Source organism: uncultured Jannaschia sp., assembly GCF_947494025.1.
Taxonomy (GTDB): Bacteria; Pseudomonadota; Alphaproteobacteria; order Rhodobacterales; family Rhodobacteraceae; genus Jannaschia.
On the sequence record NZ_CANLTQ010000002.1, the window covers coordinates 77,439 to 90,102 of the forward strand.

Here is a 12,664-nt window from a genome sequence, read left to right on the forward strand (position 1 = left end):
TGCTCCTCAGATTCCGCAACGCCGCCGTCTGGTGCGGTCGTCATCCGCGCCGAACCCCGCCAGATCCACCCCGAGTCCGAACCGCGTCGACGGCTCGAGATCGTCGTTCGAGGTGAAGCGCCGCTCCACGTCGAAGGCCACGGTCAAGCAGTCCGACCGGTAGGTCAGACCGAACCCGGCGCGGCTGGCGTCGTTCGTGACGGCTTCATATCGCCAGTTCACCCGGCCCGTCCAGTCGCGGGTCAGGTCGTAGGCCGCGTCGAGCTCCCATTCGGAGGTGGCGAGCGGCCGGCCCGCATTCGCGTCCTCCTCGAGCCAGGTGTAGCGCGTCTCCAGCAGGTGCCGCGCCCCCCGCCAGCCGAGGATCGTCTCCGACTGGGTGAAGTCCAGCGCATCGTCGAAGAGCGCCCGGCTCTCGACGCCGAAGCGGTCGCCGTCCGCCGCGGAGATCGCGAGGAGCCAGTCGGAGGCCGTCCCGTCGAGCCCCGTGCCTTCCCGGAACTGCTCGTTGTCGCGGTCGCGCCAGACCCGGCCCAGCGTGGCGCCCGTCTGCCAGCCGGACGGATCGAAGCGCGTGTAGCTCAGGCCCACGTTCAGCCGGTTGCCGAGCTCGCGCCGGTCGCGCCCGGCGAAGCGGGAGATCGCGAACAGGTTCCCCTCGTCGAATTCGGGGGTGAGGCTGTCCTCGTCGGGCGTGCGCTTGACGTCGCTCGGCACGAACAGGGCCTGCGCCACCGGCTCGATCACGTGGCGCACCGCGGACGGCGTCCCCTTGGCGAGCGGCAGGCGCATCTCGAGGCCGGCATGGGGCACCGCGCGCGCGAAGGTCGTGTCCTCGGCGAAGTCCGGATCCTGACGCACCGAATAGGCGTCGAGGTCGAGCCCGGCCAGCCCGGTCAGGACCAGCCCGTCGGCCGTCAGGTGCGTCCGCCGCCAGGCCACGGCGCCCGACATCCGCTCTACGTCGCGCGCCGCGTCGCCCGGGCGGCCCGCGGGCACCTCGCTCGCCTTGCGCCGCCGGGCATGGGCTTGCAGCGTCCAGACCAGATCGCCGCCCAGCACCGGATGGGGCTCGCGCCGCTGACGCTCGACCGTGAGGACGGGGGTGGGCTGGAACCGGTTCCGCTCGCCCGCCCGCAAGGTGTCGAAGGCGATCACTTCGGCCAGGAACCGGTCGTCCCGGTCGACCCGGGTGATGGCCAGCCGGCTGTCGAGGCGGTCCTTCTCCGTGATGTCGTAGTTCAGGAGGTAATTGTCGTCCGACACGCCCTCGAGGTCGAATTCGAGCCGGTAATCGCGGGGCAGGTCGAAGATCCCCTCGGCGAAGACGTAGCCGCGCAACTCGCCCGGCCGCACCTCGTCGCGCGAGGCGGCGCCGATGACGACGATGTCGCCCGAATCGAAGGCCTGCCGGTAGCGGAAGCCGAGGCTCCGCGTCTCCTGATTGGTCACGAAGGGACGCAGGGTCAGATCGCGCGAGGGGCCGAGCGTGATGAAGTAGGGCACCTCCACCCCCGTCCCGAGCAGGTCGTCGGAGTAGAAGCGCGGCGCGAGCACGCCCGTTGCCCGTTCCAGCGTCGGGTCGGGAAGGCGCAGCCGGGGGAACCAGGCGACCGGTACGCCCGCCACCTCGAAGCGCGCGTTCTCGAAATAAAGCTGCCGTTCCTCGCGGTCGTGGACGACGCGCCGCGCCCGGATCTGCCAGATCGGGACCGGGTAGGCGGCACAGACCTCGCAGGAGGAGGCGACGGTCTGGTAGAGTTGCGTGTAGCGCCCTTCGGCCCCGGTCGCGACCTCGGTCGCCGCGATCTGCAGCTGCTGGTCGAGGACGAGCCGCGCGCCCGCGACGACCGATCGGCGCAGGTCGGCGCCGAGCTCGGCGTAGTCCGCGACGAGGATGCGGTCCGGCCCGTCCAGAAGCGTGAGCGGGCCTTCCACGGAGATCCGGTCCGCCCCGCGCTCGTAGGTGATCCGTCGGGCGCGCAGCACACGGCCGTCCGCGAAAATCTCCACGTTGCCCTCGGCGGTCAGCACCGCCTCGTCGAAGGAAATGCGGTCGGCGACCAGCGTGGCCGGCCCGGTTTGCGCCGGAACGCCGAACGGCAGGCAGACAAGGACCGCGAGGAGGAGCCAGCGTGTCATCCGTCCTCCAGAAACAGGATGATCCCGAGGGAAAGCAGCACCGCCGCGACAGGCGACGCCCAGGCGGCGAGAAAGACCGGCAGCTGCCCGTTCTCGCCGAGGACCTGCGCGAAGTTGCGCAGAAAGAAGATGCCGAAGCCCAGAAGCAGCGCCGAAAGGACCATCAGCCCCGACCGTCCCGCCCGGGCGTGCCGCATGGAGAATGCCGCGCCGATCAGCACCATCGCGGCGAGCATCGTGGGATTGGCGAGCTCCGTCTGCAGCCAGATGCGGTGCGTGAGTCCCGAAAAGCCCGCCGCGTCGAGCTGCGCGATGAAGCCCGGCAGCTGGAAGATCGGGATCGAGGAGGGGACGCCGAAGCTGTCGCGGATCTGCGCGCGGGTGAGCGAGGAGGGGATCGTCGCCTGAAGCGCGACCGTGGCGTCGCGTTCGGGGTTGTCCGACGTGCCGAGCGGCCAGGTCTTGGCGTTCCGCAGGAGCCATTCGCCCTCGGCCAGCGCCGCGCGCTCCACGTCGATCCGTTCCACCGGGGAGCCTTCGGCGTCGAAGGCGATGAAGGTCGCCTCGAACAGGATCGTCCCGTCGAGCGAGGCCCGCCCGGCGCGGATCACCGTCTGTCCCGCGCCGTCGCCCTGCCGCAGCCAGACGCCTTCCTCGCTTACCGACAGGACGCTGCTGATGCCGGTGCGGAACCCCGCCACCTCGCGCTCGTAGGCGGCCTGCGTGGCGGCGACGATGGGATTGACGACGACCAGCGCGGCGACGCCCAGAAGGAACGCCGTCACCGCCGGCGCCGCCGCCGCCCGGAGCGCCGAGCGTCCCGCCGCGCGGATCACCACGAGCTCGGAGGAGCGCGACAGCGACAGAAACAGCGCCAGCGTCGACAGGATCACGATAAGCGGCAGGATCTGGTAGAGCGCCGCCGGCAGGTTCAGCGCCGCGAGCCGCAGCCCGTCGCCGATCCCCGCGCCGTCGTCGCCGAGCCGGCGCAGCTGCTCCATCAGGTCGATCGGCACCAGAAGCCCCGTGAAGACCAGCGAAACAACGAGGACAAGCCCGAGGAACCGCCGGGCGATGTAGTATTGCAGCGTCACGCGAGCCCCTCCCGCGGGCGGATCAGGCGCGGGCCGCGGGTGTCGCGCCAGACGAGCGCCGCGCCCAGAAGGGCCGTCAGCAGCGCCGGCGCGTACATCAGCCCCCAGAGCGCCGCGTCGTTCCCGGCCGCGTTCTCCGCGACGTTGCCCAGCATTTCCAGCGTCACCGCCGCGACCACGGCGCCGAGGATCTGCCGCCAGCGACCAAGCCGCGAATACCCGCCAAGCATCATGCAGCCGAGCGCGAGAAGCGGCAGCGCGAGCGCGAAGAGCGCCTCCGCGAAGCGCGCGTGCCCCTCCACGCGAAGCTCCGCCACGTCCGCCCGCGTCTCCGCCTGCGTCGCCGCATCGGCGCGCAGCAGCGTCGCGGTCGACATCTCCCGCGGATCGCGCCGCCGCGCGACGTCGCTTCCGCCGGCGAGCCCCGCGAGGTCGTAGGCGAAGTCGTCGAACGTGGTCACCACGAGGCTGCGCGTCTCGACATCCAGCGTCTGCGCCATGCCGTCGAACATCACGAGCCGCGTCTCCCCCGCCGCCCGTACGAGGAAGGCGCGCTCCGCCGTGTAGGAGGTGCGCACCGCGGGGCTGCGCCGGTCCTGCAGGAACAGGCCCAGAAGCTCCCCCTCGGGCGTGACCGCGCGGACATAGACGGTGACGCCGGAACCGGGATGCAGGAACTCGCCCTCCTTCAGGAACCGCGCGGTGACGTCCTGCGACAGCGCCTCGCCCCGCTCCGCGAGCGCGGTGCGCGACAGCGGCACGAGGACGTGGCCCAGCACCGAGACCATCACCGCCACGGCGAGCCCGAACAGCAGGACCGGCCGCGCCAGCCGCCAGGGCGAAAGCCCCGTGGTCTGCGCCACCACCATCTCGCTGTCGGCGGACAGCCGGTTCAGCCCGTAGAGCGTCGCCACCAGCGCCGAGACCGGAAGCACGGCGTAGACGACGTTGGGCAGCGCCAGCGCGGTGAACTCGAGAAACGTCGCGACGTTCGACCCCCCGGCGATCAGCCGGTCGAACAGCCCGATCGCGCGATTGACCCAGTAGACCGCGACGAGGACGAGGCTGAAGAATCCGAAATAGGCCAAGAGCCGTCCCGCGAGATATCGGTCGAAGAGTGTCAACGGGCCCCCGGCTGCCGCCCCTGCCGACGTCGCGGGGCAAAGGTGTCCATTTCCTAGCGGGGTTGTCGCGGCGCATCAAACCTTGATCGCGCGCATCGGCTGGAATGTCCCGCGCGGCGGGCATAGGGTCGCCCCGAAACCCATGCCGAACCCCCAGCCGGACGCGCCCGTTCCGAACCGAGGATGCCCATGACAACGCTCGCCCCCGTGACTTTCGCCCCGACCGACCTCGACGCCCTCGCGACCGCCGAAGGCGTGATCGCCTGCATCGTGCCCGAAGGCGGCAAGCTCGGCACGGAGGCGCGGCGGCTGAACCGGCTGACCAAGGGCGCGGTGAAACGGGCCGCCGAATCCGAGGCCTTCGCGAAGCTGGACGAAGGCGATGTGCTGGAGCTCAAATATCCCGCCGGTCTCGCCGCCACGGCGGTGGCCATCCTGCGTCTCGCGCCCCGCGCGAAGCCGGGGGACGCGCGGGACGGCGGGGCGAATCTCGTGCAGCTTCGCGGCCGGCACCCGCTCACGATCCTGGCCGGCGCGCACCGGCAACTGGCCGAGATCGTGTTCGGCGCGGCGCTCCGGGACTATGCCTTCGACGCCCACAAGACGTCGAAGGACGACGGGGAGGAGGCGGCGCCGAAGCCGATCACCGTCCTGACCGCGAAGCCCGAGGAGGCGGAGGCCGCCTTCGCCGGCCTGCGCGCCGTGGCCGAGGGCGTGTTCCTGACCCGCGACCTCGTGAACGAGCCCGCCAACGTGCTCACCACGACCGAATTCGCGGAGCGGCTGCGGAAACTGGGCGAGCTCGGCGTGGAGGTCGAGATCCTGGACGAGGCGGAGCTGGAGCGGCTCGGCATGCGCACGCTCCTCGCCGTGGGGCAGGGGTCGGAAAGCCCGTCCTACGTCGCCGTCATGCGCTGGAACGGCGGCGGCGAGGAACAGCCGCTCGCCCTCGTCGGCAAGGGCGTCGTGTTCGACACCGGCGGCATCAGCATCAAGCCCTCCGCCGGCATGGAGGACATGACGATGGACATGGGCGGCGCCGGCACGGTCGCGGGCGTGATGCACGCCATCGCCGCGCGCAAGGCCCGCGCCAATGTCGTGGGCCTCGTCGGCCTCGTCGAGAACATGCCCGACGGGCGGGCGCAGCGGCCGGGCGACGTGGTGCGCTCCATGAAGGGCGACACGGTCGAGGTCATCAACACCGACGCGGAAGGCCGCCTCGTCCTGTGCGACGTGATGTGGTACGCGCAGGAGCGGTTCGCGCCCTCGGCCATGATCGACCTCGCCACGCTGACGGGCGCCATCATCATCGGCCTCGGCCACGAGAACGCGGGCGTCTTCTCCAACGACGACGGCTTCGCCGACGCCTTCCTCGGCGCCGCGCGGGCGACGGGCGAGGGGGCGTGGCGGATGCCGCTCGGCAAGGCCTACGACGACATGCTGAAATCCCGCGTGGCCGACGTGAAGAACGTGGGGGGCCGCCCCGCCGGCTCGATCACCGCGGCGCAGTTCCTGAAGCGTTTCGTGAAGGACGAGACGCCGTGGATCCATCTCGACATCGCGGGCGTGGCCTCGCTCAAGTCGTCCTCCGCCCTCGCGCCCGCCGGTGCGACGGGATGGGGCGTGCGCGCGCTCGACCGGCTGATCCGCGACGGCTACGAGAAGGGCGATGGGTGAGGTCTATTTCTACCACCTGACCCGCAATCCCGTCGAGACGACGCTCGCCACGCTCCTTGCCCGCGCGCGCGCGCAGGGCTGGCGGATCGCCGTGCGGGGGCGGGAACGGGCGCGTCTGGAACGGCTCGACGCGACGCTCTGGGACGGGCCGCCGGACTCATTCCTGCCGCACGGGCTCGCCGGCGGGCCGCACGACGCGCGCCAGCCGATCCTGCTCACGACCGGGGCGGGCGCGAACCGGCCGGATTGCCTGATGTCCCTCGACGGCGCCGAGGTCGCGGCGAGCGAGCTGCCCGGCCTGAAGCGCGCCTGCATCCTCTTCGACGGGTTCGACGGCGCCGCGCTGGGCCGCGCGCGCGAGCAGTGGAAGATCCTCACCGACCGGGGCTGCGCCGCGCGCTACTGGTCGGAGGAAACCGGAAAATGGGCCGAGAAGGCGTCGAAGAACGTCCCGTAAGGCTTTGACAAGTAGCAGATGGGAGCGCCCTGCTTGTTTGTCGCCCCGGGGACGGGCGGCATCGGGCGGGAAGGGCCTCACGCGTTCCGATCATCGTGGCCCCTCAGCGTATCAGCTGCAGATGCCCGTCCTCGATCACGATGCGGCCGAAATGCTGCAGGTAGCTCATCCCGAGCAGGCTCTGGAACAGGTCGCCCTCCGTCACCACGGCGCGGACGCCGCGATCGGTCAATTTGCCCAGACGGACCTCGTCAAGCGTCACGTCGGCCGTGCCGACCGTGCCGTTCGCCGTGTAGGCCTGCCCGTAATAACGCAGCTCGTCGGGGTCGAGCCCCACGCGCGCCGCGTCGTCGCGGCTCAGCACCAGATCGGATGCCCCTGTATCCACGACAAAATCCACCGGTTCCCCATTGACGGCGAGGCGCATATAGTAATGCCCGTCGCGGCTGCGGGGCACGTCGATCATCACGCCGTCCTCGCTCGTCACGATGCTCTGTCGCGGCAGGGCGGCGCGCTGCACCGCGTCCCAGTTGCCGAAGACGAGGACCGCGCCGACGAAGATGAAGAACCAGACCGCCGCCTGCTGCGCGGCCTGCGTGAGGCGGCCGCGAAAGCCGAACAGGACGGACCCGAGCAGCGCCACCCCGAGAAGCGTCAGGTAGAAAAGCTGTGCGGTGTCGTCGCCGGTCATGGCACGTATCTAGGCACCGGCGCGGCGTTTGCCACTCGCATCTGTCGCGATGGTGAACGGCGCGCCGTCCGACCCTCATCCCCCGGTCTGCAGCCCGGCCAGCCCGTCGAGCACGAACTGCACCGCGAGCGCGGCGAGCAGCATGCCGAGAAGCCGGGTCACGACGTTGATCCCCGTGGCCTTCAGGAGCCGCTCCATCGGCCCCGCGAGCTCGAAGAGCACGAACACCACGGCGACCACCGCGAGCATCACGCCGATCGCCTGCGCCGCGCCCAGCGGCGCCGCCTCGTCGGTCAGCAGGATCATCGTCGCGATCGCGCCCGGCCCGGCGATCAGCGGCATCGCGAGCGGAAAGACCGACGGATCGCTGACCGGCGCGTCCGCCTGGCCCTCCCGCCGCTGGGTGCGCTTCTCGAACAGCATCTCGAGCGCGGTGAGGAACAGCAGCAAGCCCCCCGCGATCCGGAAGGCGGGCATGGAGATGCCGAGGAAGGCCAGCACGGCCTCGCCCGCCAGCGCGAAGAGAACGAGGATGCCCGCGGCCACCACGCAGGCGCGGATCGCGATCCCCCGCCGCGCGCGGCGCGACATGCCGGCGGTCAGCGCGACGAAGATCGGGGCGAGCCCGATCGGATCCATGATCACGAAAAGGGCGGTGAACGCCGTGACGAGTTCGGTCAGCGTCATGGAGATGTCCCACGGATGTGACACAGCCGTAACACAGCGGTAACACGGCCGTAACACGTCCCGCCGCGGGTCACGCCTCCGCCTTCTCCAGCGTTTCCATCGCATTCATCCAGATCGCTTCGGCCCGGTCGGCCGCCTCCATCAACTCGGCGTATTTCTTGTTCCACGTCTCGAGCTCGTTGGCACGCCCGTTCTCGTAAAGCGCGGGATCGGCCAGCTTTTTCGCGAGCTTGTCGCGCATCTCGTCGATCTTCTTCACCCGCGCCTCGGCCTTGCGCGCCTCGGAGCGCAGCTCCAGCATCCGGTCCCGTCCAGCGGGCGCCTTTTTCTTTTCCTTACCGGCCTTTGCGGGGCGTTCCTCGCCCTGCAGCAACATCTTGCGATACTGCTCCAGATCGCCGTCGTAGGGCCCGACGGTGCCGCCCTTCACCAGCCACAGCCGGTCGGCCACAAGGCTCAGCAGGTGCATGTCGTGACTCACCAGCACGACCGCGCCGGTATAGGCCGTCAGCGCCTCCACCAGCGCCTCCCGGCTCTCGATGTCGAGGTGGTTCGTCGGCTCGTCGAGGATCAGCATGTGCGGGGCGTCGAGCGTCGCCAGCAGGAGCGACAGCCGCGCCTTCTGCCCCCCGGACAGCTTGCCCACCAGCGTGTCCGCCTGATCCACGCCGAGCCCGAAGGAGGCGAGACGGGCGCGCAGCTTCGGCGGCGCGTCGTCGGGCCGCTCCCGGCGGATGTGGTCGAGCGGCGTCTCGTCCACATGCAGCTCGTCCACCTGATGCTGCGCGAAATAGCCGATGCGCAGCTTGCCCGACGCGATCTTGCTGCCCTCGCACGCCTGAAGCTTGTCCGCCAACAGCTTGGAGAAGGTCGACTTTCCCTCGCCGTTCCGGCCCAGAAGCGCGATCCGGTCGTCCTGGTCGATCCGCACGTTGAGCCGCTTCAGGACCGGCTCTCCGCCATAGCCCACGGCAGCACTCTCAAGGCGGACGATGGGCGGCGACAACTCCTCGGGCGCGGGAAAGGTGAAGACCACGCGGGCCGCGTCCTCGGGCGCGGTGATCGTCTCCATCCGTTCCAGCATCTTCACGCGGGACTGCGCCTGCTTGGCCTTCGACGCCTTGGCCTTGAAGCGGTCGACGAAGCTCTGGAGGTGCTTGCGCCGCGCCTCCTGCTTGGCGGCCTCCGCGGCGAGCCCGGCGCGCTTCTCCGCCCGCATCCGCACGAAGCTGTCGTAGGGGCCGGTATAGTAGGTCAGGCCCTTTTCCTCGAGATGCAGGATGCCGCCGACCGCGCGGTTCAGAAGGCCCCGGTCGTGGCTGATGATGATCACGGTATGCGGGTAGCGCGCGAGATAGCTCTCGAGCCAGAGCGCGCCCTCGAGGTCGAGATAGTTCGTCGGCTCGTCGAGAAGCAGCAGGTCGGGCTCGGCGAAGAGGACGCCGGCCAGCGCCACGCGCATCCGCCAGCCGCCTGAATAGGCCGAGCAGGGGCGCGATTGTTCCTCGACTTCGAAGCCCAACCCCTTGAGGATGCTCGAAGCCCGCGCTTCGCCGGACCAGGCGTCGATGTCCTGCAGCCGGGTCTGGATCTCGGCGATGCGGGTCGGATCCGTGGCGGTTTCGGCCTCCGCCATGAGGCTCGCGCGTTCGGTATCGGCGTCGAGCACGGTCTGCAGCACGCTCGTCTCCGACGACGGCACCTCCTGCGCGACGCCGCCGATCCGCGCGCGGGACGGCAGGGCGATCTCGCCCGCGTCGAGCGCGAGCTCGCGCCGGATCAGGCGGAACAGCGTCGTCTTTCCGGTGCCGTTGCGTCCCACGAGGCCGACCTTGTGGCCTTCGGGGATCGTGGCGCTGGCGCCTTCGAAGAGGGGACGGCCCGCGACGGAATAGGTCAGGTCGGTAATCTGCAGCATGGCCGTGCCCATGCGGGGCCTCTCGCCCCTTGTCAACACGCGGTTCCCTTCGCCCGGCACCGCTGCTAGAGGCCCGCCGAACCTTTACGCACGGAGCACGCGCATGGCCCTCGAACGCACCTTTTCGATCATCAAGCCCGACGCCACGCGGCGCAACCTGACCGGCGCCATCACGGCCAAGCTGGAGGAGGCCGGCCTGCGCGTCGTCGCGGCAAAGCGCATCCACCTGACAAAGACGCAGGCGGGCACGTTCTACGCCGTCCACAAGGAGCGTCCCTTCTACGACGAGCTTTGCGAGTTCATGTCCTCCGAGCCGATCGTGGTGCAGGTCCTCGAGGGCGAGAACGCCATCGCGAAGAACCGCGAGGTGATGGGCGCGACCAATCCCGAGGAGGCCGAGGCCGGCACGATCCGCAAGGACTACGCGGTCTCGATCGGGGAGAACTCGGTGCACGGCTCCGACGGGCCGGACACGGCGAAGGAGGAGATTTCGTACTTCTTCTCGGGGCTCGAACTCGTCGGCTGAACGCGTGAGAGCGCTTAAGGAATCGTTAACAAATCCTTGGCGCACGGCGATTTCTTTCCGGACGGTTACGCGGAACCCGGCCCTCTTGCAGGTGTTCAGCCCTGCAAGAGGAGCCGTGCGATGATTGAATCAGCCCCGCCGCCTCGTATGGCGGCTCATTTCCAGACTGTCCGGAGGGCGGTCGGCGGCGGAACGGTGGCCTGCCCCTCGGCGGTCACGATTCGCCGACTGAGACACGTTCAGCGGGTCGCGAGCGACGCGGATGGGCGGATCGACGTCGGCCGCGTCGCCGAACGCGACGTTGCCCTGCTGGTCGCCTGGCACGACACGCTCACCGTGCTTCTGGCCGGACTTGCCGACATGCTCCGGGAGCGTGGTGCGCCGCCGGCGCCGGACGTTTCCGTCGCGATGGCGTTCCGCAGCGAGCTGCGCGACCTGACGCAGGGGACGGGCCTCGCGGCGGTGATCGCCGACGGCGACCGGCTCCGCAGCGCGATCTGCGCCGCGGTGGAGGTCATCCGCGGCCCGGCCGACCGCAAGATGCTGCTCCTTGCGCGGGATGCCGTGGACGAGGTCGTCCACCGCGCGCAAGAGCGCCGCTGCAGCTGACCCGATTGCCTTGCCGGGGGCGCTCGCGTAGCGCCCGCGCATGTCCGAGACGCTCGCCAGACACCTTCGACGCACCATCGTGCTGGGCCTGCCTCTGGTGGGCAGTCAAGTCGCGCAGATCCTGATCGGGCTGACCGACACGCTGATGCTCGGGCGGTACTCGGTGGAGGCCCTTGCGGCGGGCACGATGGGGCATACGGTCTTCTTCTCGCTCTTCGTGCTCGGCTCGGGCTTCGCGGTCGCCTGCGTGCCGATGGCCGCAAGCGCGCTCGGGCGCGGCGACGAGGTCGCGGTGCGGCGGGTCACGCGGATGGGCATCTGGCTCTCGACGCTCACCGCGCTGGCGATGCTGCCGGCCTTCCTCTGGTCCGAGGCCATCCTCCTCGCACTCGGCCAGACCGCGCAGGTGGCCGCCGACGCACAGGCCTATCTGCGCATCGCAGGGATCGGCATGCTGCCGGCGCTCCTGACCGCGACGTTCCGCAGCCACCTTTCGGTGCTCGAGCATACGCGGATCGTGCTTTGGGCGACGCTGGCGGCGGCGGTGCTGAACGCAGGCGTGAACTGGCTGCTGATCTTCGGCAATCTGGGCCTGCCGGAGCTGGGCATACGCGGCGCGGCCATCGCCTCGGTCGCGGTGCAGACACTGTCGGTCGCGGTGCTCGCGGCCTATGCCGCACGCGGACCCGGCATGGCGCGGTTCGATCTGTTCCGGAACCTCCATCGGGCGGACTGGCCGATTTTCAACGACATACTGCGCCTCGGCTGGCCCATCGGGCTGACGCATGTGTCGGAATCCGGTCTGTTCGCCGCCTCGGCGCTGATGATGGGGGCGCTCGGCACGGTGGCGCTGGCCGCCCACGGGATCGCCATCGGCATCGCGGGGCTGACCTTCATGGTCCATATGGGCCTCAGCCAGGCCGCGACTGTCCGCGTCGGGCGTGCCTGGGGGCAGGGGGACGCGACGGGCCTGCGCCGCGCGGCGCAGGCCGCGCTCCTGCTGTCGGGGGGCGCGGTGCTTCTTGCGATCCTGCTCTATTTCGGCGCGGGAAGAGTGCTGGTGGACCTGTTCCTCGACCCGGCGGACCCGGATGCGGCCGTGATCCGAACGCTCGGGATACGGCTCCTGATGCTGGCCGCGCTGTTCCAGCTCGTCGATGCGGGGCAGGTCATGGCGCTCGGCCTCCTGCGGGGGGTGCAGGACACGCGGCGGCCGATGGTGTACGCGATCGGGGCCTATTGGGGCCTCGGCATTCCGGCGAGCTACCTTCTGGGTTTTCCGCTCGGCCTCGGGCCGGAGGGCATCTGGCTCGGCCTCGTCGTGGGCCTCGCGGCGGCGACGGTAACGCTGACGGCCCGCTTCGTCCGCCTCACGGGCGGCGCGCCGCTCACATCGCGAAGCTGACGCCGCAACCGCAGCTCGAGGCGGCGTTGGGGTTGTCGATCGTGAATCGCGCGCCGATCAGCTCCTCGGCGAAGTCGATCACCGCGTTCGACAGGAACGGCAGCGACACCTCGTCCACCACGACCTTCTCCCCCGCGCCCTCGAGGACCAGATCGCCCTCGGCCGGCGCATCGAGCTCGATCTGGTACTGGAATCCCGAGCAGCCGCCGCCTTCGACCGCGACGCGAAGCGCCTTGCCCTGACCGGCAGCGCCGATCTCCGACAGGCGCTCGAACGCGCGGGGCGTGACCTTGGGGGGCAGGGCGAGATCCATGGGGTTAGCCTCCGAGGCACG

Annotated in this window: 12 protein-coding genes; 5 read left to right on the top strand and 7 right to left on the bottom strand. The window is 70.2% G+C overall.

Annotated features, from left to right (window positions below; genetic code table 11):
• Positions 1 to 6: 6 nt before the first annotated feature.
• The 3 genes from lptD to lptF are packed head-to-tail and all read right to left on the bottom strand — an operon-like array spanning position 7 to position 4,360.
• Positions 7 to 2,142: an LPS assembly protein LptD gene (gene lptD, locus Q1B08_RS04045; protein WP_299815137.1), complete on the bottom strand. Its 2,136-nt coding sequence runs from the start codon at positions 2,140 to 2,142 to the stop codon at positions 7 to 9.
• Positions 2,139 to 3,236: an LPS export ABC transporter permease LptG gene (lptG, locus tag Q1B08_RS04050; protein WP_299815140.1), complete on the bottom strand. Its 1,098-nt coding sequence runs from the start codon at positions 3,234 to 3,236 to the stop codon at positions 2,139 to 2,141. The genes lptD and lptG overlap by 4 nt, the downstream gene beginning before the upstream one ends.
• A complete protein-coding gene (lptF, locus tag Q1B08_RS04055; RefSeq protein ID WP_299815143.1) occupies positions 3,233 to 4,360 on the bottom strand; it encodes an LPS export ABC transporter permease LptF in 1,128 nt (375 codons plus the stop codon). The genes lptG and lptF overlap by 4 nt, the downstream gene beginning before the upstream one ends.
• A gap of 189 nt (positions 4,361 to 4,549) precedes the next feature.
• Here lptF and Q1B08_RS04060 point away from each other — a divergent pair, with 189 nt between their 5' ends.
• Together Q1B08_RS04060 and Q1B08_RS04065 are read left to right on the top strand one after the other, a co-directional pair.
• Positions 4,550 to 6,037, top strand: a complete 1,488-nt coding sequence (locus Q1B08_RS04060) for a leucyl aminopeptidase (protein ID WP_299815146.1) — start codon at positions 4,550 to 4,552, stop codon at positions 6,035 to 6,037.
• Positions 6,030 to 6,494, top strand: coding sequence for a DNA polymerase III subunit chi (locus Q1B08_RS04065; RefSeq protein ID WP_299815151.1), 465 nt, complete (start codon positions 6,030 to 6,032; stop codon positions 6,492 to 6,494). Before Q1B08_RS04060 ends, Q1B08_RS04065 begins: the two co-directional genes overlap by 8 nt.
• 103 nt (positions 6,495 to 6,597) lie before the next feature.
• On the opposite strand, the gene Q1B08_RS04070 is transcribed toward Q1B08_RS04065, so the two are convergent.
• From Q1B08_RS04070 to Q1B08_RS04080, 3 genes are all read right to left on the bottom strand, one after another.
• Entirely contained in the window at positions 6,598 to 7,185 is a 588-nt protein-coding gene (locus Q1B08_RS04070) for a TIGR02281 family clan AA aspartic protease (protein ID WP_299815154.1), read from the bottom strand.
• 75 nt (positions 7,186 to 7,260) lie between these two features.
• The gene (locus Q1B08_RS04075) at positions 7,261 to 7,872 is read right to left on the bottom strand and encodes a MarC family protein (RefSeq protein WP_299815157.1); all 612 of its coding nucleotides are present in this window, start codon (positions 7,870 to 7,872) and stop codon (positions 7,261 to 7,263) included.
• A gap of 70 nt (positions 7,873 to 7,942) precedes the next feature.
• Entirely contained in the window at positions 7,943 to 9,790 is a 1,848-nt protein-coding gene (locus Q1B08_RS04080; RefSeq protein ID WP_299816332.1) for an ABC-F family ATP-binding cassette domain-containing protein, read from the bottom strand.
• A gap of 103 nt (positions 9,791 to 9,893) precedes the next feature.
• Here Q1B08_RS04080 and ndk point away from each other — a divergent pair, with 103 nt between their 5' ends.
• The 3 genes from ndk (at position 9,894) to Q1B08_RS04095 (ending at position 12,330) form a co-directional block, all read left to right on the top strand.
• Positions 9,894 to 10,316: a nucleoside-diphosphate kinase gene (ndk, locus tag Q1B08_RS04085; RefSeq protein ID WP_299815160.1), complete on the top strand. Its 423-nt coding sequence runs from the start codon at positions 9,894 to 9,896 to the stop codon at positions 10,314 to 10,316.
• A 120-nt stretch (positions 10,317 to 10,436) separates the two neighbouring features.
• On the top strand, positions 10,437 to 10,925 hold the full coding sequence (locus Q1B08_RS04090; protein ID WP_299815163.1) for a hypothetical protein: 489 nt from the start codon (positions 10,437 to 10,439) through the stop codon (positions 10,923 to 10,925).
• Positions 10,926 to 10,965: 40 nt separating this feature from the next.
• Entirely contained in the window at positions 10,966 to 12,330 is a 1,365-nt protein-coding gene (locus Q1B08_RS04095) for an MATE family efflux transporter (RefSeq protein ID WP_299815166.1), read from the top strand.
• Here Q1B08_RS04095 and Q1B08_RS04100 read toward each other — a convergent pair.
• Entirely contained in the window at positions 12,314 to 12,643 is a 330-nt protein-coding gene (locus tag Q1B08_RS04100; protein WP_299815169.1) for an iron-sulfur cluster assembly accessory protein, read from the bottom strand. The two genes, Q1B08_RS04095 and Q1B08_RS04100, sit on opposite strands and share 17 nt — an antisense overlap.
• Between the last annotated feature and the right edge of the window lie 21 nt (positions 12,644 to 12,664).

Excerpts from the sequence above, each read along its gene's own strand:
- lptD (WP_299815137.1), bottom strand. The coding sequence starts at position 2,142 with ATGACACGCTGGCTCCTCCTCGCGGTCCTTGTCTGCCTGCCGTTCGGC.
- Q1B08_RS04060 (WP_299815146.1), top strand. The coding sequence starts at position 4,550 with ATGACAACGCTCGCCCCCGTGACTTTCGCCCCGACCGACCTCGACGCC.
- Q1B08_RS04065 (WP_299815151.1), top strand. The coding sequence starts at position 6,030 with ATGGGTGAGGTCTATTTCTACCACCTGACCCGCAATCCCGTCGAGACG.
- Q1B08_RS04070 (WP_299815154.1), bottom strand. The coding sequence starts at position 7,185 with ATGACCGGCGACGACACCGCACAGCTTTTCTACCTGACGCTTCTCGGG.
- Q1B08_RS04075 (WP_299815157.1), bottom strand. The coding sequence starts at position 7,872 with ATGACGCTGACCGAACTCGTCACGGCGTTCACCGCCCTTTTCGTGATC.
- Q1B08_RS04080 (WP_299816332.1), bottom strand. The coding sequence starts at position 9,790 with ATGCTGCAGATTACCGACCTGACCTATTCCGTCGCGGGCCGTCCCCTC.
- ndk (WP_299815160.1), top strand. The coding sequence starts at position 9,894 with ATGGCCCTCGAACGCACCTTTTCGATCATCAAGCCCGACGCCACGCGG.
- Q1B08_RS04090 (WP_299815163.1), top strand. The coding sequence starts at position 10,437 with ATGATTGAATCAGCCCCGCCGCCTCGTATGGCGGCTCATTTCCAGACT.
- Q1B08_RS04095 (WP_299815166.1), top strand. The coding sequence starts at position 10,966 with ATGTCCGAGACGCTCGCCAGACACCTTCGACGCACCATCGTGCTGGGC.
- Q1B08_RS04100 (WP_299815169.1), bottom strand. The coding sequence starts at position 12,643 with ATGGATCTCGCCCTGCCCCCCAAGGTCACGCCCCGCGCGTTCGAGCGC.